The sequence below is a fragment of the Olleya sp. HaHaR_3_96 genome, from assembly GCF_019278545.1.
In the GTDB taxonomy this organism is placed as follows: domain Bacteria; phylum Bacteroidota; class Bacteroidia; order Flavobacteriales; family Flavobacteriaceae; genus Olleya.
This window is the reverse complement of record NZ_CP058987.1, coordinates 1,515,901-1,536,835: the sequence shown is the minus strand read 5'-3', so window position 1 is coordinate 1,536,835 and position 20,935 is coordinate 1,515,901. Positions and strand designations below refer to the sequence as shown.

The window sequence follows — 20,935 nt, the reverse complement described above, 5'->3', positions numbered from 1 at the left end:
TCTATATAAAACAAAAAAGCTTCACATTTCTGTGAAGCTTTGCTTAGTAGCGGGAACTGGACTCGAACCAGTGACCTTCGGGTTATGAGCCCGACGAGCTACCTACTGCTCTATCCCGCGATGTAAATTCCGAATGCTTAACTTAGCTTTTAACTTTCGCTTCATAATGGCGACATAACCGTTTCGGACTGCAAATATACAAACCTTTTTAGATAAAACAAGCCTTTTTTTTTGTTTTTTTATTGTTCGATATTAAGAGCTTCAAAACCAACAAGTTCTAAGTCAAAAAAATTTGGTGTGACTTGTATTGGGTTACAACAAACCTCACAATCTTCCACATAAGTCTGTATAGTAATACTAGGATCCAATAACATGGAAACCGTTTCCCAACAATAAGGACATTGAAAATGATGTTCGAACATAATTTACTTTTTACCAAAAATAAAAAAAGTCAACCAATGGTTGACTTTTTTAAATATATCTTTAACATATGTTATTCCTTAACACTACTAGCTAATACTTCTGTATCTTCTAAAAACAAAGACATTTTATGTGGTGTATTATCTTCAACTGTAACATACTCTTGGGTCAATGCATTATCACTAACCATCACTAATTTTAAGTTTGATAATTGAGACAATTCAAATGGTAATCTCCCTGATAAATTGTTACTTGATAATATTAATTCTTCAAGGTTAATTAACTCAACAATACTTTCCGGAATTTGTCCATCTAATTGATTATCTAAAAGGCTTAACTTTTTAAGTACTTTTAAATTATTAATATTAAATGGAATACTTCCTGTTAAATAATTACTTCCTAATTCTAAACTTTTTAACTGAGTTAAGTTCGTTAAAGAGTTTGGAATCTCCCCTGTAAATTTATTACTATATAAAGCTAATGCTTCTAAGCTAGTTATGTTACCAATCCAATTTGGAATTTCTCCTTCAAATCGATTTAAAAATAATTGAAGAGAATATAAATCTTTCATGTTGGTAATAGATTCTGGTATCTCCCCGTTAAGCTTATTAAAACTTAGGTTTAAAACTTGTAGATTAGTTAATTGACCTATATCTGCAGGTATCGTTCCTTGTAAGTTATTAAAGGATAAGTTTAAACTCACCACTTTCGAATCTAACACAACTACTCCGTACCAAGTATCTATTGATGCCTCAAGATCCCAAGTCGTATCCCACTCTGATCCGTTTGTGCTATTATATAGTGCTATTAAAGCTTCTTTCTCAGAGTTTGAAACACTTGCAAATGATACACAAGCGAAAAGAAGGGTCAGGAAGGTTAGTTTTATCGTTTTCATGTCAATATTTTGGGATTAACTGACTTCAATATAGGATGAAAGGCGACTAAAAACAAATTATTTCGATTAAGTGCCTAAAAAATTAACATTTAGAATAAAAAAAGAGGTTATTAATCGAAAAATAGCGATTTAAACAAAAATCATTCTAACATTTCCGATAAAACACCCCTCTATCAATCAGTAACTTAAAAGTCTACATTAAGTAATTCACCACTTAATTGTAGCAATTGTAGCTCTGCTAATTTAGCTTGATATTTAGCTTGGTTTCTGCTTAACTCCGCATTTAATAAATTAAGTTGCGCCTGTCTAAACTCGATTGAATTGACTTGACCAATTTTGAAATTTTCTTGAGTACGTTCAAAATTATTCTGTGAGGTAATAATATTTTGTTGTTGAATATTAAAAATCTTCAACTTGTTCTCAAAATCTTCCCAAGCATTTTCGAAGTCTCGTTGTATCCCTATTAAAATATTTTCTTTTTGAAGTTTTTGAGTCTCAAGATTAACTTTAGCATTTCTAACCTTTATTATTGTGCTACCACCATCAAACAAATTCCAACTTAAATTTAAACCTCCAGACAACCCTGTATTTGTACTTACAGACACAAATGATGCGCCATTATTGTTATTCTTATTCCAGCCATAGGTCCCACTCAAGCCTATAGTTGGCAAAAAACCAGACTTATTAGACTTAATATCAAGTTCACTAATCGCTATATTTTTCTCCGTCTGAAGCAGTGCTACGTTATGTGTTTTTGCTTTTTCAAACAGGTCGTCTTTTTGAAATTGCAACTTAAAATCAATTGCAGTACTCACTGCAAACTCAGGATTTAAAGCATTACCCAAAACCACATTTAAATCGCGTTTCGCATTTTTTAACTCTTGATATGATGAAATGATATTAATACTATCATTATTAATATCTACTTCTGCATTTAAAACCCCCAACTTTGTGTTTTGTCCATAATCAAACTGATACTGCGCACGTACTAATCTATCTTTAGATACCTCCAAAGTTTCCTGTAATGCATCTAAATTTTCTGTTAATTGGGCTACTGAATAATACACTGAAAACAATTGAAGCACTGTATTTTCAATTGTTTCTCGGGCCTGTAGTTCTGACAATTGGTATTGTTCTTTTAAACTTTTATAGTTATACTGCCTGCCTAATCCATCAAAAATCGTGTAATTTAAATTCACAGAGGCATTATACCTGTTACTTTCTGCTCCTTTTAAACTAGTTGGTGGCGCTCCATTAGAAAATTCAGCTTCCGTATTATCTAAATTATAAGTTGCCCCTGCAGCCCCTGTTAAAGTTGGTAAATAACCAGAGTTTAGGACACTTGTATTATTCTCTGCCACTTCAACTGCTTGTTTAGCAATTTTAATTCCATAGTTGTTTTCTAAGGCTAACTTTACTGCTTGCTCTTGCGTTACAATATCTTGTGCACTTCCTATTGCAGTACAACAAAATGCAGCTAAGACAACTAAATTATATTTAATGTTCATTTTCTTCATTTTGTTCTTTAATAGCGCGTTCTACTTCTTCTTTGGTTACTTCATTTCCTGTCATTAACCATTTTGATTTTTGTTTAATAGTATTACTAAAAGACAAAAACAATGGTAATACTAACAGTGTCAATATGGTTGCATAAGCAATACCAAATGATATAGATATTGCCATAGGCTTTAAAAATTGTGCTTGTCTACTTTTCTCTAAAAGTAAAGGCGCTAAACCAGCAATAGTAGTTAACGAGGTTAAAAATATAGCTCTAAAACGCGACTTACCTGCTTCTGACAATGCTAAGTCAAAGGTCATCCCTTCTTTTAAATTACTATTAAATTTTCCGATTAACACCAATCCATCATTCACCATAATTCCTATTAATGCAATAATCCCCAATAAGGACAATACATTTACAGGAAAACCTAATAACCAGTGTCCCCAAGCTACTGCTGTTAAACTAAAAGGCACTAATAACAATAGCAAAATAGGTTGGCTATAACTTCTAAACGTAAACGCAATAGTTATATAAATAAGCAATAAAATAACAGTACCGGCACTACCAATAGAACTAGACAGCTTGCTTGCTTCTCTATTCTGACCTTCAAAAGAAGCCGAGATTGTTGGATATTTAGCTTGTAAATTAGGAATAAACACGGTTTTAATATCATCCAATATATCCGTTGTACTTGTACTTGGATCCTTTAAATCTGCACTGACTCTGATTTCTCTTAATCCCTCTAAGTGATTAATAGCAACGTCTCCTCTAGCGATAGTATAACTTGCAATATCCTTTAAATTAACACGTGCTCCTGTTGGAGTTAATATTCGCATATCGTCTAAATCGTTAATAGAGTTTCTGTTTGGTCTATCATAACGTACCCAAACTCTAATCTCATCTTGTCCACGTTGGAAACGTTGTGCTTGTGCTCCGAAAAAACCAGAGCGCACTTGACTCATCACTGTACGCAAATCCAACCCTAATAAGTAAGCACTTTCCTTTAGTTTCAATCTAATTTCCTTAATCCCTGCAGGATCGTTATCCTCAATATCTTTAAGTAAAGGATTGGTGTCTAAATATGCCTTCATTTCTAACTTGGCAGCTTTTAGCTCCCCAATGTTATTTCCTAATAAAGAGACAGATACTGGACTACCTCCAAAATTACCTCCTGAACCAAAAATCAATCGTTCTGTTCCGATAACCGGACCAACCAATTCTCTTAGTCGGTTAGACACCATTGACGATTTAATAGCATCAGGACGTTCTTCTCCTGGCAACATATTTAATCTAAGTGATGCACTAGAACTACTATTAATAGTCAAAATGGTATTTTCAAATAATTCTTTACCTGTTCCTTTTAAATACTTATCTGATAATTCTTGATTAACAATAAATGCTTTTTCTTCAATTAAAGAAATAATAGAGTCTGTTACCCTTACATTAGTTCCGTTAGGCATTTCTAGCGTAATAGACACTCTATCACTAGCCACACTAGGAAATAAAGTAACACCAATAACACCGCCACCCATTGCTCCAAAAGTCAAAACTAAAAGTGCTACAAAAATACCTAAAGACAATATTTTAAACTCCAAAACAAAATCTAAAGCTGGCGAATAAATTCTATCTCTTAAAAAGGACATTAGTTTATCACCTGCTCTATTTATAAATCTCATTTTAGCAAAAAACTGCTTTAATTTTGAGGGATTCTCTTCTTCTACAGGAGGTCTTAATGCTTTTGAATGTGCCAAGTGAGCTGGCAAAATAATTAACGCCTCTACCAAAGAAACCACAAGTGTTAAGATAACAATGACGGACACTTCACTAAAAAATTCACCTATACGACTATCTAAAAATAAGAATAGAGAAAAAGCTAATAACGTTGTAATAATTGCAGAAACGACAGGAGGAATAACTTCCATGGTACCATCAATAGCTGCTTGCTTTGGTGATTTTCCTTTTTCGTAATGTTGGTAAATATTTTCGGCAATCACAATACCGTCATCTACCAAAATACCAATAACGATAATCATACCAAATAATGACAACACATTAATAGTAACATCAAACTGACCTGCAAAAATAAACATCCCTAAAAATGAAATAGGTAATCCAAAAGCCACCCAAAATGCCAAGCGCATGTTAAGGAAAAGCGATAGAAACACTAATACTAATATCATCCCAACAATAGCATTTTCTGTTAATAAATCTGTACGTTGATTTAATGTTACAGATAAATCTCTTACTACATCTAACTGTGCGTTGTTATGCTTTTGATTGTAAGCCTCTATATACTCTTTTACTTTTTCAGCAGAAGTTATTAAATCTTCATTATTTGTACTAGTCACCGAAATATTTACAGCCAATTGCTGATTAAAATAAGTCGCATTAGGCGTCTCTGAAAATCGATCTCTAATAATAGCTACATCTTTTAACCGAATGACTTTTCCGTCTGCCGAAGCTTTAACAATAATATTGGACATTTCGTCCCCATAATATTCTTTGTTATTCGCTCTAATCAAATACTCCTCTGCATCTGTTTTAATATTACCACCGGTCACTAATATATTGGATGCACTAACAGCATTAGCGACGTCACTAAAAGTAATATCATAAGCCAACAAGTTACCTTCGTTAACTGCAATTTCAATTTCCTCTTGTGGATATCCAGAGACTTCTATTTGAGATATCCCATCAATTGCACGTAAATCGTTTTCTACTTGACGACCTAATTCTTTTAATGTTGCCAACGGAATATCTTTTCCGCTTAAAGCGAAAGAAATAGTTTCTCTTACCGCCTCTTGCTTAGACACGACTAAAGGTTCCATTCCGGTAGGAAATGTAGCCACTCGGTCTACAGCATTTTTAACTTCGAGCAACATAAAATCGAGGTTCTCACCTTTTTCAATTTCTACTGTTATAGTTCCGCTATTCTCTCTAGACACCGAAGTTACACGATCAAGACCTTTCAGGCCCTTTAAATTTTCTTCAATCTGAAGCACAATACCTTCTTCAATTTCTTGAGGAGAAGCACCAGGATAAGCTATACTGACATTGATTATTTTAGATTCTGTTAAAGGAAAAAAAGATGATTTTAAAGATGAATACCCCAAGATTCCGAAGACAGAAAATGCTAAAATAAAAACATTAACAGCAACGTGGTATTTAATAAAATAAGTGATTATTTTTCTCATTACTCCGCGTTATTGTTAGATTTAGATTGCTCTACAAATGGTTGTACTAACATCCCTGAATAAGCACCAGGTACTGGTCTTTTTAAAATAACAGTTCCGTTAGGCACACCTTGCAAGACGACTTTAGTATCTGAAAAATGAATAGGTTTTGCAGGAATAACATCTAGTAAACTATCCTTTATTACATATATTTCTTGACTATCTGTTAATAGATTTCTATCAATCTCAATAGCGTCAGCAACACTTTTTGCGTTTAAATTAGCTTCTAAATACATCCCTTCTTTTAGATTGTCATTTTTGACCTCTATAAAAGCTGTAATAGTTTGTGTAGTAGCATCAATACTTCCGTTTACACGAGAAACCTTCCCTGTATAACTTTCTGTTTTATCTAAATTAGTTAAGCTTACTGATTCGCCTACTTTTAAAATATTAGCAAAACTTTTACTAATAGCGACTTCCATCTCGTAAACTTCAGGGTTTATAAATTCTCCTAATTTTTGTCCACTTCTAATTAAAGAACCTTCTGTAGCCAAAGCTTCTGTTAAAATACCAGAGAACGGTGCTGCTATAGTATATTTAGATAACCGTTGTTCTAAATTTTTTACATTGAAATAATTTGTAATAATACCACGACCTGTTATAAAATATTTTTCTTTGTCAGAAGTGATTTCCGGTAATTTTGGAGTCGTTTTATTTAAATCGAAACTATTTAAATACGTTTGCCATTTTGGGAATACATCAGGAAAGTCTAAACGTAAATCTGGCATTATAGCTGCTATAGAATTATACAAGTTGCTTTTTGAAGATTGCACCGTTGCATAATACTCTGAAGCATCGACACGAATTAATGTTTGTCCTTTACGATAGGTTTGACCTGGTTTGAACAAATAACTTCCATTACGAAACACACCTTGCACTTCAGAATACAACTCTACCCGTTGCTTTGCAGTCAAGTTTCCATTTGCTGCTATAACAATCGGAATTGTTCCGTTTTGAACCGTATCTATAAATACCGTTTTTATAACTTTAGAAGCTACAGGTTTTGGTTTCTTTTTATTGTCTATTAAATTTTTAGCAAAAATAAAAGAAGCAATAATAAATAAAACACCTAAAATAGATAGTATAATTTTGCGCATGTAATTGGTTTTGAAAGTATGACCACAAAATTAGCCTATAGTTTAGACTAGAAACGTTAAAAAAAACCTAAAAGAAGTTGTTAAAACTCTTCTAGTTGCAGTGTAATATCTTCCCAGTTTTGCATTAATTTTACTAACTGATCCTTTTTTCCTTGATAATTTTCGAAAAAATTAGCCTTGGCAACAGTCTCATCATAGTTAGCTGCCATTTGAGCATCAATATCTTTAATTTCCTTTTCTAACTGGTTAATTTTAGACTCGCAGTTACTTAATTTATTATTTAAGGATTTTTGTCTTTTCTGATCTTCGTAAGATTGTTTTGGTGTTTCTTTAGGTTGACTCTTGATCACTGTACGTTTTTCTACTTCTCTCAAGTTTTCAACATTACGTTGTTCTAAGTAATAATCTACATCACCTAAATACTTTTTAATGTTACCATCTTTAAATTCGAAAACAGTATTAGTCAATCCTTTTAAAAAGTCCCTGTCATGAGACACTAAAATTAAAGTTCCTTCAAAACGTTCTAAAGCGTCTTTTAAAACATTTTTAGATTTTATATCCAAGTGGTTTGTTGGCTCATCCATTATTAAAACATTAAAAGGCTGTAACATTAATTTAGCCAAAGCTAAACGGTTACGCTCTCCTCCAGATAATACTCTAACATACTTTTCAGCTTCTTCTCCTCTAAATAAAAATGATCCTAAAATATCACGGACCTTACTTCTGTTCGTTTCATTAGCAGCATCAATCATGGTATCTAAAACCGTTTTACTACCATCTAGATACTCGGCTTGATTCTGTGCGAAATAACCAATTTGCACATTATGACCAAGTTTTAAATGTCCATCATGTTTTAAATCACCGACTAATATTTTGGCCAATGTTGATTTACCTTGTCCATTTTGACCAACAAATGCAGTTTTAACATCACGTTCTATTAATAAATCTACACCAGATAACACTTGATTCTCTCCATAATTTTTAGACACATCTTTAGCTTCTACAACAATTTTCCCCGGAGTAATAGATACTGGAAAATTTAAAGTCATCACACTATTATCATCCTCGTCAACCGCAATACGGTCAATTTTGTCCAATTTTTTCATTAAAGACTGGGCCATCGTTGCTTTACTAGCTTTTGCTCTAAACTTCTCGATTAACTTTTCAGTTTGCTCAATTTGTTTTTGTTGATTTTTTTGAGACGCTAATTGTTGTGTTCTAATTTCTTCTCTTAACACTAAGTACTGTGTGTAAGGTTTAGGGTAGTCATAAATACGTCCTAAACTAATCTCGATAGTACGATTAGTAACATTATCCAAAAACATTTTATCATGCGATACGATTGCTACAGCTCCTGCATAATTTCGTAAAAAGCCTTCTAACCAAATAATAGATTCTATATCCAAGTGGTTTGTTGGCTCATCCAAAAGTAGTACATCATTATTTTGCAATAATAACTTCGCTAATTCAATACGCATACGCCATCCTCCAGAAAAGGTATCTGTTAACTTTTCAAAATCTTCACGTTTAAAACCTAAACCCTGTAGTATTTTTTCAGTTTCACCTTGGTAATTGTACCCTCCAAGGATTTCATACTGGTGTTGAATATCACTTAACTCGACCATCAAATCGTGATACGCTTCACTTTCGTAATCTGTACGTTCCGCTAATTGCGTATTGATATACTCAATCTTACCTTCTATTTCTTTAATTTCTGTAAAGGCCTGATACGATTCTTCAAGTACCGTTCGTCCTAAAATAAAATCAATATCTTGTTTTAAAAATCCAATTTTCAGTGTTTTATCCGCTGCTATTTGTCCAGAATCTGGTTCTAATTCTTTAGACAAGATTTTAAGCATGGTAGATTTACCAGCTCCATTTTTACCGATAAGCCCTACTCTATCCCCATTTCCTAATTTGAATGTGATATCTTCAAAAAGGTACTCTCCTTGAAATGAAATTGATAAATTATGAATATTTAGCATGAATTGTGACTTATGTTACTTAAAATTGAAAGAATAAAACTTAAATTTGTATTAGAAGTCTAAACTTCAATACTCTTTTTTTTGAATTGCAAAAGTACACAATTATTATGTTTAAAAAAGGCTCTAAATTATACTCTATATTTACAGGTGCTTGCCCAAAGTGTCATAAAGAATCAATGTACACAGATACTAACCCTTATCACGTAAGTCAACTTTTTAGTATGCACGAACGCTGTAGTCACTGTAACACCAAATATAAAATTGAACCCTCTTTTTTTTATGGCTCCATGTATGTTAGCTATGGTGTAGGGATTGCCTTTGCTGTCGCTGCTTTTGTTATCAGTTATTTCTTTTTAGGAAGTACACCAAACGTGGCCTTTATAGCAATAGTATGTACATTAATCATATTTTATCCAATCATTGTAAGACTGTCAAGAAATATATGGATCAATATTTTTATGAGTTATGATAAAAAATTAGCTCTTAAAAAAAAACTAGAGTCTAAATAAATCGTCTTAAAAAAAGCGAAGACAATCTATTTCTTTATCAAGTACGCCATTATTCTCTATAAAATCAAAAAGTTGATTTGCCATATAAGGTGCAATCATAACACCTCTAGACCCTAAACCGTTAAACAAATACACGTTGTTAGCGACTGGATGCCTACCAACTAAAGGTTTTCTATCTTTTACTGTTGGTCTAACTCCTGCGACCTGACTAAGCACTTCAAAATCACATTTTATAAACGTTTTAAGCTTATCTAAAAGCAGTTCTCTTGCTTCTGGCGTTATCGTATTAGTTTTGTCCTTCTGTTCGTAAGTTGAACCTACTCTGTAGGTGTCTTGTCCTAACGGAATAACAAAGACACTTGACTTTAAAACATAGTCCAGTTTTAAGTCCGGTGCATAAATAGTCAGCAATTGACCTTTAGTACCACCCAATGGTAAATCTTTAAAATAAGGATTTTGCTTTATTCCAAAACCTTCAGCAAATACAATTTGATTAGCAGTTACATCTTTATAAGCTATTTGATTATTATCTACCACCAACAAGTCATGAACAAAAGTATCCGTAACAAGCAACTCCTCGTCCAAAAGGTAGCGTTTATAACTTTTTATTAATTCCTTCGTATCTAACCGACCTGTATGCAACACTTCACCTAATTTGAAATCGGCATCAATTTTTGGATTGGTATTATCAAAAAGACTCGTATTTAAGAACGGTTTCAATCCCTCTTTATCAGAAGCAGCAAACCAATTATTTTGTTCTTCTAATGAAGTAAATCGACGCTTAACTGGAATTTTAAAATCCAATGTCACATCTAATGTCTCTTCTAGTTTCCGATACACTTGTAAAGCAACAGCTAGTTGTGCTTCGCTTTTCCAAACAGGTGTAAATCGTTTCAACGTTACAGGGTTATATAAACCACCTGCAACCACTGAAGACTGCTGAGAATTATCATCAAAAACAATATATGACTTATTTTGTTCTTTAAGTTTTTCGCAAAAAGAAATACCCGCTAATCCACAACCAACAATTATATAATCTACTTTCATACTACAAAAATATACTATATCCGTGGATAATTACTAGAGTAGATAAACAAAAAAACGCCCACTTTACAGTGGGCGTTTTATAATATGATAAATTCGATTCTTTTAATAAGACCACATGTCTAATTCAAAGTTTCTAATTTTTTCTTTAATTCTTTCAGATTCTAATAACTGCATTAATGAATTCTCTGCAATATACTCTTCAACCTTACGATCTCCAAATACATTCTCTTCTTTAAAAATAACACTATTAAAACGTCTAGAGTTTAATATGTGATCAAAAGAAAAAGGAATAGCACTATTTTTAGCGTTAAACGCTTTAGCTTCATGCAACACATCTCTTGCATCCGGATAGAAGATCCAGAATAAAGGAATAGGTTCTTTGTTTGCTTCATCATTAGAGTTAACATAGTTAACATCTGGTGCAGCAGGCGCTAAACCTAATAATCTATACTTTAATTCTCCTTGACGCTTATCAAAATACCACAGTCCTTTGATAAAATATGCAACGACATCATAAGATGCAATAGTCGTAGTTGTAATATATTCTGGATCTACATAACCATCAGCATTTAACTGATCGTAACCGATATCCATAGTATCTACAGCTGTTCTAATTTGAGCTAACTCTTTTTTAGTACGCTTTCCAGTAAAATAAGAATCGTTATACACGTCTTTTATCTTACCTTCATCGATAGCCTTAGTTAACACATCAAATAAAGAACGTCTTTCTTTTCCGATATTATTTGTATCCACCGGATAGTATAAAGGAAAGTTTACACGCTCATCTAAAACAACTTTTTCCCAAGTCATTTTTGCAAACATAATATCTCTATCATCAACATAACCGTATTCTAGAGGGTTGTCGTTATCCAACGCTATTTGTTCTTCTGTTCTTACACCAATCTCTTTTGGAGATTTAGCATTTAGAACATTAGATTGTGCAACTGCCTGAGATGCAAAACATACTCCGAATACAACTGCTAATAAAGATTTATAATTCATCTGAAAATTGTTTTTAATATTTAATTAATCAAATTGCTTTTGATTAGTTTGATAACTCAATAGCTATTGGACTTGCTGGCTTAATTCTTACTCCTGCCGAAGATTTAGATTTAATATCGAAAATTTGAACAGCATCTCCACGTCTAGCTTTTCTTAAAGCCGCTTTTGCTTGTCCATTTAACTTAGAACCTTGTACATTTACTGTAGACTGACCAGGTACTTTAATTTTAAATGACGTTACTCTTAAAGGTAAATCAAAATCAAAATCTTCCAGTACTGCTTTAATAGTACCAATTTCAATGTTGTTTCTTGGTAAAGAACCTTCAGACTTTCCTGCAATAGTACCAGATGGTTTAGGAATATCTTTAATTCTAAACACTGCTCTATCAGAAGCACTAGAACCATCATCAAGTTTAGCTGTTACACTAATTGTAACCTCTTTACCTGATCCAGGTTTCATAGTATATTTTCCAACACCATTCGACTTAGATAAACCAGATCCACTAGCATTAACTTTATTATCAGGTACACCTGCGAAAGAAATAGTCATCGGGTTAGGTACTCCTCTATACACAACATTCATCTTGTCTGCAGAAATAGTAGCAGAATTTGGTCTTGGTACAACAACGTAGTTACCAATTATTGGTATTTCTAATTCCTTACCATCTTCTACGAAAGTAAATTTACCATCAATATTGTGCTCTCCTACGTTACCTACATTAAAATCTAATTTAGCCGCTCCAGTTGAATCAATTGCTTCAGTTAAATCAATCTCTTTTTCCCCTACACTCATTTTTGTAGGTACAACATTAGCATACTTACCTAACACTACTCTACCTTGAAATTTCTCTCCAGCGAAAAATGCAGATTTATCAGCTAATACAATTGCCTTATAATTCTTTAAAGACGTCGCATTACTAACAAGATTACCTAAAAATCCATTATAGATATTAGTTTCAGTAGCCTTAACATCATTTTGCATTGCAGTTAACTTAGTGTAAGATGCAATTGCAGGAAATCCTTGAAAATGATAATCTAGCCATTTTTTCTCTACACCATCATTATCTTTAACGGCAGCTGTACTAAAACGTTTTTCAAAACTCTCAATTACCGGTTGCCATTTTCCTTCATTAGGTAAAACAGCTTTAATGTCCGTTTTATATTTTTCTATTCTATCTAAAACTTCTTGACCTCTTTTGGTTAATCTGTCACCAGTAAACCAAAGCTCATCAAGTTTATCTCCCTTATCCATTTCTTCGTAAGGTAGATCACCGCTTTCTTCTAACTCATAATGACCACTTTTAACGATATCCTCAGCTTTAACTGTTCCTAAAAACTTATAAAACTCATCCGAAATCACACTAATTTCATTAGCTAATTTATTTGCTGATCCAAATTCATCTGGCTTCTCATCAGCTTGTGTTTTTAACTGAGTTAAAATACCATTATTTGATGCTATCGCCAATTCATTAGCTCTATCAAATTTTTTATCCATTAACCCAAATGCAGATAATACTTCTTTTGACATTGTCATTGCAATCATTGCAATAAATACCAAATACATTAGGTTAATCATTTTTTGTCTTGCGGACTGTTTTCCTCCTGCCATGTCTAATTAGTTTTTTAGTTGTTAATATTAGTTGATATTAATCACTAATTAGTTTTTATTCATTGCAGTTAACATACCACCATACACTCCGTTTAAAGAAGATAGGTTAGATGCTAAAGATTGCATTTGTTCTTTTAATTTAGTTGCATTTTCTACAGCTTCTTCATTAATTGATGCTTGACGACTAGCGCTTTCCATTTGTACTTTATAAAGACTGTTTAAAGACTCCATTTGAGCAGCTGCTAAGGTCATTTCTTCACCATACTTTTTAGTTGCAGCCATAGAATCTACAGTTGGAGAAATTCCTTTTGCAGCCCCTTCGAAATTTTTAATACTATTTCCTAAGCTTGCCATTAATTCACCATCAATTTTAGCATCTTTTAATAAGTTGTCTAATTTTTTAGATAATAAACCTTCAGCATCTTTAGGCTCTTCTTTTGTCGCTTTTTTAGCACCCAATGAAGCACCTCCAGCTAATTCAGGATAAACTAATGACCAATCTAATTCGCCACCTTGCTTTTCAAAAGCAGATAATGTAAATACAACTGCTTCTACAATCATTCCTATTGTTAAAATAAGTGATCCATAAGGCCAGTGTTGAATTTTAAATAAAGCTCCAATAATTACGATTGCTGCTCCCAATCCATAAACCATATTCATCGTTGAAAGTTTTCCTTTTTGTGCCATAATTTCTAAGTTTTTAGTTGTTAAGTTGTTATTAGTTTGGTTAATATTATTAAATTTTATTGTCCAGAATTAGCAGTTACATCCGTACCCATATAATCTTGCACAGTTCTGAATCCGATATAACTCCTAGCTGAATCTGAATATTCATAATCTCTAGAACTTACTTGTAAATAGTAAGCAACATCTTTCCAAGAACCACCACGAACAACTTTACGTTTGTTACTTGGGTCATTTACACTTGGGTTAATAGTTGAAGCATACTCATAAGATGCTGGATCGTAAGAAGAGTCTACCCATTCAGATACGTTTCCTGCCATGTTATATAAATTGAAATCATTAGGCTCATAAGCGTCAGCTTCTACAGTATATAAAGCTTGATCTGCCGCGTAATCTCCTCGCAATGGCTTAAAGTTTGCCATAAAACAACCGCGATCATTTTTAGCATAAGGTCCACCCCATGGAAAAGTTGCAGCTTGCAAACCTCCTCTAGCAGCGTATTCCCATTGTGCTTCCGATGGTAATCTATAACGTCCTACGTTATGTATTTTTCTTGAACGTCTATAATCGTTATGGTATTTTGTTCTCCATTCACAAAACGCTTTAGCTTGTTGCCATGACACGCCTACTACAGGGTAATCACTATAGGCATCATGCCAGAAATAATCGTTGTGCATAGGTTCGTTATAAGAATATGCAAAATCTCTAATCCAAGACGTAGTATCAGGATAGATTTCTACTTCTTCTCTAACGATAACGTCTTTACGTCTTAGGTTTTTATTTTTTGCTGCTTTAGCAATATCCATGTAAGTATACTGGAACTTAAATTTAGTAACATCCCACGTACGTTGGCCATTGTAAGATTCTTCTAATGGTAAATACATAGTATCCATCACTTCTACATAGTATTCGTCAGGATATTCTGCAGTATCAAAAAGCAAATCAACATCATAGTTAAGCTTTCTACCTTCGTAGCCTGTTTCTCCTAAACCACTATAGTTATCCATCATATACTTCTCGTAAGCAGATGAATCTGTAGTATCTGCATCTTTAAATGCAAATTCTCCAATACCACCATCCTCAGATGTCATACCTACCTCATCAGCTAAAATTGCTAATTTAGTACGAATTGTAGAATCTCTTACCCATTCTACGAATTGACGGTACTCACTATTCGTGATTTCTGTCTCATCCATGTAAAATGCTGCTACCGTAACTGTCTTTGCAGGCGCATCTTGGATTCCAGCAAGATCATCGTCTGCTTTACCCATAATAAATGCTCCACCAGGAACTAATGTCATTCCGTAAGGTTTTTCTGGGTGCCATTTTTTTCCTTTAGCACCAACTAGCTGACCCTTATCTTTTGATCCACAACTTACTAAAAGTGCGAAAACCGCTGTTAATAATACAAACTTCTTCATATTCATTGAAAACTCGAGGTTAATTTAAAACTCTTAAATTTTTTAAGAGCGTAAACATATTTATATATTTCCTAAAAAACAACTTTTTAGTCAAAAAAAATTACATTTAATCGTAAAAAATTTACGTTTGAACGATTTAAAAGGTCGTTTATCCGTAAATTCCAGACTACTAAACGCTATTCTTTTGATAGGCTTTATACCATCTCTCAGGTATAATATCGTTACAAGCATCTATGTAATCTTGATGCGTGCATGGTAATAACGTATGTTTTTTTAATTTATTATTAACATTTGCTAAAAATGGTATTTCTATCCACCAGCGTCCTGTTTTTGTACTTTTATAAAAAATTAATTCATGCGATTCGGCTAAAGTAATGAATTTTTGGTGATTATCGTCATTAGAAAAATCATCATCTTTAACTCTACAATTAACACCTTCGATAAAATACCATATCATTTGCGACACTAACATCGCTGTTATCTCATCATCCTGAGATGGTTTATATTCATAAATACCAAACGATGTCACCTTATTACTAATTCCTGCATAACGCGCTACTGCGCATATTTCTTTTCCATCTAACCCATTAGGAGACACTTTTTGTCTTAAGCTTACTTCTGATGCTTTTAAAGCACCTAAATCAACACTAACAATGTTTGCATCTCTCATTACTGGCTCCACTAATGTAATATCATTCGACACCTCTCCTAATCTATACGACTCGAAATATAAGCGATCCATTAAATCTATCTCCTCCTGACTATTAAAATAGGTCTGATATCCGATGATCGAATAATTAAAAAGGTTGTATGGTTGCTCCAGTACTATTTTACCTACAAAATTTGTATTGTTTATTGGCTTAGATGTATCTCCTAAATCGAAAGATTTATCAACATTCACAATATTAACCATTGGAATTAAACTGTCGTAAGCTCGATAAGCCGTATACGTTAAGTCTTGACTACCTCCAATTATAACTGGAATGATTCTTCTCTCAATTAAAAGAGTCAATGTTTCTTTTAAAGCAAAATAAGTATCTTCAGCACGTTCACCTTTTTCAATATCTCCCAAATCGACCACATTTGTAGACCAATTACCAGGATACAATGTATATAATGCTTTTCTAATTTCGTTTAAATTGAAATCTTCACCAATATAATTGACATCATTCCGATTTTCTAAAACCCCTAAAATAACAATTTTAACCCCTTCTAAATCAGGGATACCTTGTTGTTCAGAATGGATTTTAATTTTTTGACCTAAACATAAAGGCGACAATAATTGATTATGTGCTAAAACAGTATCTGAAACTGGAGAAAGAAAATTAAAATTCATTTATAATACTATTTCTTTTTTGCTGGTGCTTTTTTCTTTGCTGCTGGCTTTTTTGCAGCAGTTTTCTTAGTCGCTGTTTTCTTCTTAGCTGGCGCCTTCTTTTTTGCAGCAGCTTTCTTTTTTGGCGCTTTCTTTTCAATCATATCCTTAACCTCATCTAAAGTTAAAGCTGCAGCATCTACTGTTTTAGGTAACTCTATTTTAACTTTACCTTTTAAAATATTATGTCTACCCCAGCGCGCTTTTTCTACACGGATACCTTCATCTTCCCAATTATGGATTACTTTATCTATTTCTTTTTGAATTTTAGCATCTACTAATTCTTCAATTTCGTCATTAGTTAAAGTATCCCAATCGTATTTTTTATTCACATTAATAAATAACCCGTTCCATTTAATAAATGGACCAAAACGTCCTTTACCTTTAGTTACACCATGCCCTTTATAACTATAAACTGGCGCATCTGCTATTTCTTTTTCTTTTATTAATTCAATAGCATCTTTAAACTCGATACTTATTGGATCTTGACCTGGTGCTAGAGACACAAACTTTTTACCATATTTTACATAAGGCCCAAAGCGACCGTTGTTGACCTCAATATCTTCATCTTCATACTTACCTAAAGTCCTAGGTAGCTTAAATAAATCCATTGCCTCTTCATAGGTAATACTACCTAATTGTTGATCAGGACTTAAACTTGCAAATGTTGGTTTTTCTTCATCATCTACCGTTCCCATTTGAACCATAGGCCCAAATTTACCAAGACGCACACTGACTTGCTTTCCTGTTTTTGGATCTTTACCTAAAATACGTTCACCAGATTCTCGATCTGCATTTTCCTGAACATCTACAACAACTGGATGAAACTTCTTATAGAAGGTTTTCATCATTTTTTTCCAATCCTCTTTACCTTCGGCAATATCATCAAACTGACTTTCTACTTTCGCGGTAAAATTATAATCTAATATACTTTCAAAATGGTTAACCAAAAAGTCCGTAACAATCATCCCAATATCAGTTGGTACTAACTTACCTTTATCTGATCCTACTTTTTCCGAAAGCATGTTATCTTTTACTGTTCCTTCTTCTAATACTAATTGTGTATACTCACGCTCTACACCATCTATAGCACCTTTTTCTACATAGTTCCTGTTTTGAATGGTCGAAATTGTTGGAGCATAAGTAGACGGACGTCCAATACCTAACTCTTCTAGTTTCTTTACTAAAGAAGCTTCCGTATATCTGTAAGGCGCACGACTATAACGCTCCGTTGCTGTAATATACTTATTAAGTAAGGTCTCGTTAGTCTTCATTGCAGGAAGCATACCTTCTTGCTCTAAATCTTCATCATCTGTACCTTCCAAATAGACTTTTAAAAATCCATCAAACTTAATAACCTCTCCATTTGCTGTAAAGGTCTGATTATGCGTGTTTGCTTCAATTTTTACGTTTGTACGCTCTAATTGAGCTTCACTCATTTGCGATGAGATGGCGCGTTTCCAAATTAAATCGTATAAACGTGCTTGATCGTAATCTATATCTACGCTGTGTGTTTTAAAATCTGTAGGTCTAATCGCTTCGTGAGCTTCTTGCGCTCCTTTAGACTTTCCTTTAAAATTACGTTCCTTACTATATTCTTTACCGTAAGCTGCTACAATCTCTTTCTCTGCTCCTTTTCTAGCTTCATCAGATAAATTGACACTATCTGTTCTCATATAAGTAATCAAACCGGCCTCGTATAAACGTTGTGCCATAGTCATGGTTTTACTAACAGAAAAATATAATTTACGTGACGCTTCTTGTTGTAATGTTGACGTAGTAAATGGTGCTGCAGGAGATTTTTTAGCTGGCTTTTTAGTTAAGTCTGCTACTTTAAAATCGGCACTCGCATTACTTTCTAAGAAATCTAAGGCTTCTTTTTTAGTCGAAAATGTTTTTGGTAATTTAGCTTTAAACGATTGCCCCGCTTCATTTGAGAACTCAGCATCTATCCTATAAGATGCTTCTGGTGTAAAGTTTTGGATGTCGCGTTCACGCTCTACAATTAACCTAACAGATACCGATTGTACACGACCTGCAGACAAACCTCCTTTTACTTTACGCCATAACACCGGAGACAACTCATAACCTACAATTCTATCTAATACACGACGGGCTTGTTGCGCATCTACTAAATCGTAATCAATTTGTCTTGGGTTCTCAACTGCTTTCTGGATGGCTGCTTTAGTAATCTCATGAAAAACAATCCGTTTTGTTTTATCTTTATCTAAGTCTAGAGATTCTGCTAAATGCCATGCAATTGCTTCTCCTTCCCTATCTTCATCACTTGCTAACCAAACCATTTCGGCTTTCTTGGCAAGTTGTTTTAATTTTTTTACTAGCGCTTTTTTATCTGAAGAGACTTCATATTTTGGATCAAAATCTCCCTCTACATCTACTCCTAATTCTTTAGATGGTAAGTCAGAGATATGCCCAAAACTGGATTCGACTTTAAAGTCTTTTCCTAAAAATTTTTCAATTGTTTTTGCTTTTGCAGGTGACTCAACTATTACTAAATTCTTCGCCATTCTTCGATTTTTATGAGTGCAAAGGTATATCAAAAAAAATTTATCATCCTAATTTTATAAGTTTTAGCTAAAATTTTAAGTCTGTCAGATTGTCATAATTTTAAAATAATCCTATCTTTGCGTGCTTATTGGTGATGAGTGATTTCAATATATTTATGGAAAAGACAATAGACGAAAACAAACAAGGCGAAACATTGGTTATTGCTAAAAACGATAAAAACACCAAAAAACTTTTTATTGAAAGCTACGGGTGTGCTATGAATTTTAGTGATAGCGAAATAGTAGCTTCTATACTGCAAAACGAAGGTTTTAATACCACACAAAATCTTGAAGAAGCAGACTTGGTACTAGTCAACACTTGCTCTATTAGAGACAAGGCTGAAGTTACAGTACGAAAAAGACTAGAAAAATATAACGCTATAAAGCGAGACATTAATCCTAAAATGAAGGTTGGTGTTCTAGGCTGTATGGCAGAACGTTTAAAAAGTAAATTTTTAGATGAAGAAAAAATAGTAGACCTAGTTGTAGGTCCAGATGCTTATAAAGACCTTCCTAACTTAATTGCAGAAGTTGAAGGTGGTCATGATGCTATAAACGTTGTGCTATCTAAAGAAGAAACTTATGGAGACATCAGTCCTGTACGTTTAAACACCAATGGTGTTACAGCACTTGTCTCTATAACTAGAGGTTGTGATAATATGTGTACGTTTTGCGTTGTTCCGTTTACAAGAGGAAGAGAACGTAGTCGTGATCCACAAAGTATTATTGAAGAAATTAATGATCTTTGGTCTAAAGGCTATAAAGAAATAACATTATTAGGCCAAAACGTAGACAGCTACCTTTGGTATGGTGGTGGTATGAAAAAAGATTTTGACAAAGCTTCTGATTTTGAAAAAGCAACTGCAACAGATTTCGCAAAACTTTTAGAACTATGTGCTACTGCGCAACCAAAAATGCGTATTCGTTTTAGCACTTCTAATCCACAAGATATGCATCTTGAAGTGATACAAATGATGGCTAAGCATGATAATATTTGCAACCACATACATTTACCTGTACAAAGTGGAAGTAATAGGATTTTAAAAGCGATGAATCGCTTACACACTCGTGAAGAATATTTCAACTTAATAGATAATATTAGAAAAATTATTCCGAATTGCGTTATTAGCCAAGACATGATTACGGGCTTTCCAACAGAAACAGAAGAAGACCACCAAGACACCTTAAGTCTAATGGAGTATGTAAAATATAATTTTGGTTATATGTTTACGTATTCTGAAAGACCAGGAACTTTAGCAGAACGTAAATTTGAAGATGATGTTCCTGAAAAAACTAAAAGTAGACGTCTTAGCGAAATTATAGCACTACAACTTAAACATAGCGAGTTTAGGACTAGACAGTTTCTAAATACAACTGTAGAAGTATTAGTAGAAAAAGAATCTAAAAAATCTAACCAAGAATGGTCTGGTCGTACACAACAAAATATTGTGGCGGTGTTTCCTAAAGGTGATTATAACATTGGTGATTTTGTAAACGTAACTGTAACAGATTGCACAAAAGCAACACTTATAGGTAAAGCTATTGGAAAATCAATCAATAATTAAGCATCATAAAAAATAGTCGTTTTAT

Annotated in this window: 15 protein-coding genes and 1 tRNA gene; 2 read left to right on the top strand and 14 right to left on the bottom strand. The window is 33.3% G+C overall.

Features of this window, described 5'->3' with window-relative positions:
• Positions 1-47: 47 nt before the first annotated feature.
• The 7 genes from H0I26_RS06615 to H0I26_RS06585 form a co-directional block, all read right to left on the bottom strand.
• Positions 48-120: transfer RNA gene (locus tag H0I26_RS06615), tRNA-Met, on the bottom strand.
• 119 nt (positions 121-239) lie between these two features.
• Positions 240-422, bottom strand: a complete 183-nt coding sequence (locus H0I26_RS06610; protein WP_218701540.1) for a CPXCG motif-containing cysteine-rich protein — start codon at positions 420-422, stop codon at positions 240-242.
• A gap of 71 nt (positions 423-493) precedes the next feature.
• The gene (locus tag H0I26_RS06605) at positions 494-1,315 is read right to left on the bottom strand and encodes a Two component regulator three Y domain protein (RefSeq protein WP_218701539.1); all 822 of its coding nucleotides are present in this window, start codon (positions 1,313-1,315) and stop codon (positions 494-496) included.
• 185 nt (positions 1,316-1,500) lie between these two features.
• Positions 1,501-2,823, bottom strand: coding sequence for a TolC family protein (locus H0I26_RS06600; RefSeq protein WP_256935287.1), 1,323 nt, complete (start codon positions 2,821-2,823; stop codon positions 1,501-1,503).
• Positions 2,813-6,010, bottom strand: a complete 3,198-nt coding sequence (locus H0I26_RS06595; protein WP_218701537.1) for an efflux RND transporter permease subunit — start codon at positions 6,008-6,010, stop codon at positions 2,813-2,815. The genes H0I26_RS06600 and H0I26_RS06595 overlap by 11 nt, the downstream gene beginning before the upstream one ends.
• On the bottom strand, positions 6,010-7,146 hold the full coding sequence (locus H0I26_RS06590; protein ID WP_218701536.1) for an efflux RND transporter periplasmic adaptor subunit: 1,137 nt from the start codon (positions 7,144-7,146) through the stop codon (positions 6,010-6,012). The genes H0I26_RS06595 and H0I26_RS06590 overlap by 1 nt, the downstream gene beginning before the upstream one ends.
• Positions 7,147-7,226: 80 nt before the next feature.
• The gene (locus tag H0I26_RS06585) at positions 7,227-9,131 is read right to left on the bottom strand and encodes an ABC-F family ATP-binding cassette domain-containing protein (RefSeq protein ID WP_218701535.1); all 1,905 of its coding nucleotides are present in this window, start codon (positions 9,129-9,131) and stop codon (positions 7,227-7,229) included.
• A gap of 107 nt (positions 9,132-9,238) precedes the next feature.
• Here H0I26_RS06585 and H0I26_RS06580 point away from each other — a divergent pair, with 107 nt between their 5' ends.
• On the top strand, positions 9,239-9,640 hold the full coding sequence (locus tag H0I26_RS06580) for a DUF983 domain-containing protein (protein ID WP_218701534.1): 402 nt from the start codon (positions 9,239-9,241) through the stop codon (positions 9,638-9,640).
• A gap of 6 nt (positions 9,641-9,646) precedes the next feature.
• On the opposite strand, the gene H0I26_RS06575 is transcribed toward H0I26_RS06580, so the two are convergent.
• The 7 genes from H0I26_RS06575 to topA form a co-directional block, all read right to left on the bottom strand.
• Entirely contained in the window at positions 9,647-10,687 is a 1,041-nt protein-coding gene (locus H0I26_RS06575; RefSeq protein ID WP_218701533.1) for an NAD(P)/FAD-dependent oxidoreductase, read from the bottom strand.
• Between the two features lie 102 nt (positions 10,688-10,789).
• Positions 10,790-11,689, bottom strand: coding sequence for a gliding motility protein GldN (gene gldN, locus H0I26_RS06570; RefSeq protein ID WP_218701532.1), 900 nt, complete (start codon positions 11,687-11,689; stop codon positions 10,790-10,792).
• Positions 11,690-11,732: 43 nt separating this feature from the next.
• Positions 11,733-13,298 (bottom strand): gliding motility protein GldM, encoded by a 1,566-nt coding sequence (gene gldM, locus H0I26_RS06565; protein WP_218701531.1) that lies wholly within the window; start codon positions 13,296-13,298, stop codon positions 11,733-11,735.
• 48 nt (positions 13,299-13,346) lie between these two features.
• Positions 13,347-13,985 (bottom strand): gliding motility protein GldL, encoded by a 639-nt coding sequence (gene gldL, locus H0I26_RS06560; RefSeq protein ID WP_136582325.1) that lies wholly within the window; start codon positions 13,983-13,985, stop codon positions 13,347-13,349.
• A 56-nt stretch (positions 13,986-14,041) separates the two neighbouring features.
• Positions 14,042-15,409, bottom strand: coding sequence for a gliding motility lipoprotein GldK (gldK, locus tag H0I26_RS06555; RefSeq protein WP_218701530.1), 1,368 nt, complete (start codon positions 15,407-15,409; stop codon positions 14,042-14,044).
• Positions 15,410-15,572: 163 nt separating this feature from the next.
• A complete protein-coding gene (locus H0I26_RS06550) occupies positions 15,573-16,739 on the bottom strand; it encodes a formimidoylglutamase (protein WP_218701529.1) in 1,167 nt (388 codons plus the stop codon).
• Between the two features lie 8 nt (positions 16,740-16,747).
• Positions 16,748-19,306, bottom strand: a complete 2,559-nt coding sequence (gene topA / locus H0I26_RS06545) for a type I DNA topoisomerase (protein WP_218701528.1) — start codon at positions 19,304-19,306, stop codon at positions 16,748-16,750.
• 155 nt (positions 19,307-19,461) lie between these two features.
• Between topA and miaB the strand changes: the two genes are divergently transcribed.
• The gene (gene miaB / locus H0I26_RS06540; RefSeq protein ID WP_218701527.1) at positions 19,462-20,910 is read left to right on the top strand and encodes a tRNA (N6-isopentenyl adenosine(37)-C2)-methylthiotransferase MiaB; all 1,449 of its coding nucleotides are present in this window, start codon (positions 19,462-19,464) and stop codon (positions 20,908-20,910) included.
• Positions 20,911-20,935 lie beyond the last annotated feature (25 nt).

Bases quoted from the DNA above. Each gene is read 5' to 3' on its own strand.
- H0I26_RS06610 (WP_218701540.1), bottom strand. From the start codon at position 422: ATGTTCGAACATCATTTTCAATGTCCTTATTGTTGGGAAACGGTTTCC.
- H0I26_RS06605 (WP_218701539.1), bottom strand. From the start codon at position 1,315: ATGAAAACGATAAAACTAACCTTCCTGACCCTTCTTTTCGCTTGTGTA.
- H0I26_RS06600 (WP_256935287.1), bottom strand. From the start codon at position 2,823: ATGAACATTAAATATAATTTAGTTGTCTTAGCTGCATTTTGTTGTACT.
- H0I26_RS06595 (WP_218701537.1), bottom strand. From the start codon at position 6,010: ATGAGAAAAATAATCACTTATTTTATTAAATACCACGTTGCTGTTAAT.
- H0I26_RS06590 (WP_218701536.1), bottom strand. From the start codon at position 7,146: ATGCGCAAAATTATACTATCTATTTTAGGTGTTTTATTTATTATTGCT.
- H0I26_RS06585 (WP_218701535.1), bottom strand. From the start codon at position 9,131: ATGCTAAATATTCATAATTTATCAATTTCATTTCAAGGAGAGTACCTT.
- H0I26_RS06580 (WP_218701534.1), top strand. From the start codon at position 9,239: ATGTTTAAAAAAGGCTCTAAATTATACTCTATATTTACAGGTGCTTGC.
- H0I26_RS06575 (WP_218701533.1), bottom strand. From the start codon at position 10,687: ATGAAAGTAGATTATATAATTGTTGGTTGTGGATTAGCGGGTATTTCT.
- gldN (WP_218701532.1), bottom strand. From the start codon at position 11,689: ATGAATTATAAATCTTTATTAGCAGTTGTATTCGGAGTATGTTTTGCA.
- gldM (WP_218701531.1), bottom strand. From the start codon at position 13,298: ATGGCAGGAGGAAAACAGTCCGCAAGACAAAAAATGATTAACCTAATG.
- gldL (WP_136582325.1), bottom strand. From the start codon at position 13,985: ATGGCACAAAAAGGAAAACTTTCAACGATGAATATGGTTTATGGATTG.
- gldK (WP_218701530.1), bottom strand. From the start codon at position 15,409: ATGAATATGAAGAAGTTTGTATTATTAACAGCGGTTTTCGCACTTTTA.
- H0I26_RS06550 (WP_218701529.1), bottom strand. From the start codon at position 16,739: ATGAATTTTAATTTTCTTTCTCCAGTTTCAGATACTGTTTTAGCACAT.
- topA (WP_218701528.1), bottom strand. From the start codon at position 19,306: ATGGCGAAGAATTTAGTAATAGTTGAGTCACCTGCAAAAGCAAAAACA.
- miaB (WP_218701527.1), top strand. From the start codon at position 19,462: ATGGAAAAGACAATAGACGAAAACAAACAAGGCGAAACATTGGTTATT.